2 protein-coding genes and 1 pseudogene are annotated in these 2,063 nt (G+C 62.0%); all 3 read left to right on the top strand.

The features are described from left to right. On the top strand, window positions 1-776 hold a 776-nt coding region (locus tag AC1DT3_RS19115; RefSeq protein WP_477466799.1), incomplete at its 5' end, for a CysS/YqeB C-terminal domain-containing protein. Window positions 777-843: 67 nt separating this feature from the next. Beyond that, the gene (locus tag AC1DT3_RS19110) at window positions 844-1,353 is read left to right on the top strand and encodes a GNAT family N-acetyltransferase (protein ID WP_477466798.1); all 510 of its coding nucleotides are present in this window, start codon (window positions 844-846) and stop codon (window positions 1,351-1,353) included. Beyond that, window positions 1,350-2,063, top strand: a pseudogene (locus tag AC1DT3_RS19105) (citramalate synthase); the annotation flags it as partial. The gene AC1DT3_RS19110 and the pseudogene AC1DT3_RS19105, both read left to right, overlap by 4 nt.

Here is a 2,063-nt window from a genome sequence, read left to right as displayed (position 1 = left end):
GTCCGGGATGGCACATCGAATGCTCCGCGATGGCCTGGAAGCATCTGATCCAGGCTTTCGAGACACGCGTCACGTGCAAGGATCCGACCGAGCGAGAGACGTTCGACATTCATGGCGGCGGGATCGACCTCGTCTTCCCGCACCACGAGAACGAAATTGCACAATCGTGCTGCGCGTTCGACATGTCTCGGATGGCCAATGTCTGGATGCATAACGGCTTCCTGCAGGTGGAAAGCGAGAAGATGTCGAAATCGCTCGGCAACTTTTTCACGATCCACGACCTGCTGAAGGATTGGCCTGGTGAAGTGCTGCGCTTCAACATGTTGCGCACGCATTACCGCCAGCCGATCGATTGGACCGTGAAGGGGCTCGRGGAAAGCGAGAAGACGCTCGATCGCTGGTACGCTCTTGCCGGCGGGAACCCCGATGCGCGGCTCAGCGATACGGTGATCGAGGCGCTGGCGGACGATCTCAACACGCCGAAGATGCTGGCGGAATTGCATGCGCTCGACAGCCGTGGTGTCGATGCCGAACTCGTCGCAAACCTGCGCGCTCTCGGCTTCCTTTCCGAAAGCACCGAGGCATGGCAGGCCCGCAGAAAAGCGACCGCCAATGTCGACGCGAGCCTCGTCGATGCGCTGATTGCTGCGCGCGTCGCTGCCCGTGCTGCCAAGAACTGGGCGGAATCCGACCGCCTTCGGGATGAGATCGTCGCCCTCGGGGTGGTGCTGATGGACAACAAGGACGGCACGACGGCTTGGGAGGTCGCGCGATGAGCGGGCGAGCATCTGTCGTCGTGGTGGAAATGCAGAACGATTGCTGTCCGAACAGGATCGACCGGTGATGGGACAGGCACTTCCCAAACCGGGCTTACGTCCCTTTCTGCCGTCGGATGTCCCCATGCTCGCGGAGATCTTTCAGGCCAGCATCGAGGAATTGGCTGCAGACGATTACAGCGAAAGCCAGCGTGAGGCGTGGGCCGCGCGGGCACTCGACGAAGAGTTTGCGCAGAAGTTGACGCAGGGGCTGACGTTGATCGCAACGATGGAGGGATCGCCCGTCGGCTTCATCTCGCTCAAGGGCGCCGACCATATCGAGTTGTTCTATGTTCATCCCGCGACAGCGGGGCAGGGTGTCGGTTCGCTGCTTTACGACGCAGTGGAGAAACTGGCGACCGCGCGCGGCGCCGAGCGCCTGACGGCCGACGTCAGCGACAACGCCGTGCCGTTCTTTCAGCAGCGTGGCTTTCAACCACAACGGCGCAACACGGTACCGCTCGAGGACGAGTGGCTCGCGAACACCACCATGGAAAAGCGATTCGCTGCCGACGAAGACAGGAAACGTCCATCATGACCCGCGAGCGGCTTTATCTGTTCGATACGACACTGCGTGACGGCGCGCAGACCACCGGCGTCGATTTCTCGCTCGAAGACAAGCGCGCGATCGCGATCCTTCTCGACAATCTCGGTGTCGACTACGTGGAAGGTGGATATCCAGGCGCCAACCCGCTCGACACCGCCTTCTTTTCCGAGAAGCGCACGCAGAACGCGAAGTTCACCGCCTTCGGCATGACCAAGCGCGCCGGCCGTTCCGTTTCCAACGATCCGGGCATTGCGGCGCTGCTCGATGCGCAGGCGGATGCGATCACGTTCGTCGCAAAGGCGTCGGAATTTCAGGTGCGCGTCGCGCTCGAGTCGGACCCGGAGGACAATATCGTCGGCATCCGCGAGAGCGTGAAAGCGGCGTGCGAAAAGGGCCGCGAAGTGATCCTCGATTGCGAGCATTTCTTCGACGGTTACAAAGCCAACCGTGACTACGCGCTGACTTGTGCACGAACCGCGTACGAGGCGGGCGCACGCTGGGTGGTGTTGTGCGACACGAACGGAGGAACGCTGCCGCACGAAGTCGATGCCATCGTGCGCGACGTGACGACGGTCGTTCCCGGCGCTAATCTCGGCATTCATACCCACGACGATTGCGGTTGCGCAGTCGCCAATTCCCTTGCCGCCGTCGATGCCGGCGCGCGGCATCTGCAGGGCACACTCAACGGCCTCGGCGAGCGC

It is taken from the genome of Microvirga sp. P4_G7, assembly GCF_056401005.1.
The sequence above is the reverse complement of the archived record's forward strand: the minus strand, read 5'-3'. Positions and strand labels throughout refer to the sequence as shown.

Bases quoted from the DNA above. Each gene is read 5' to 3' on its own strand.
- AC1DT3_RS19110 (WP_477466798.1), top strand. From the start codon at position 844: ATGGGACAGGCACTTCCCAAACCGGGCTTACGTCCCTTTCTGCCGTCG.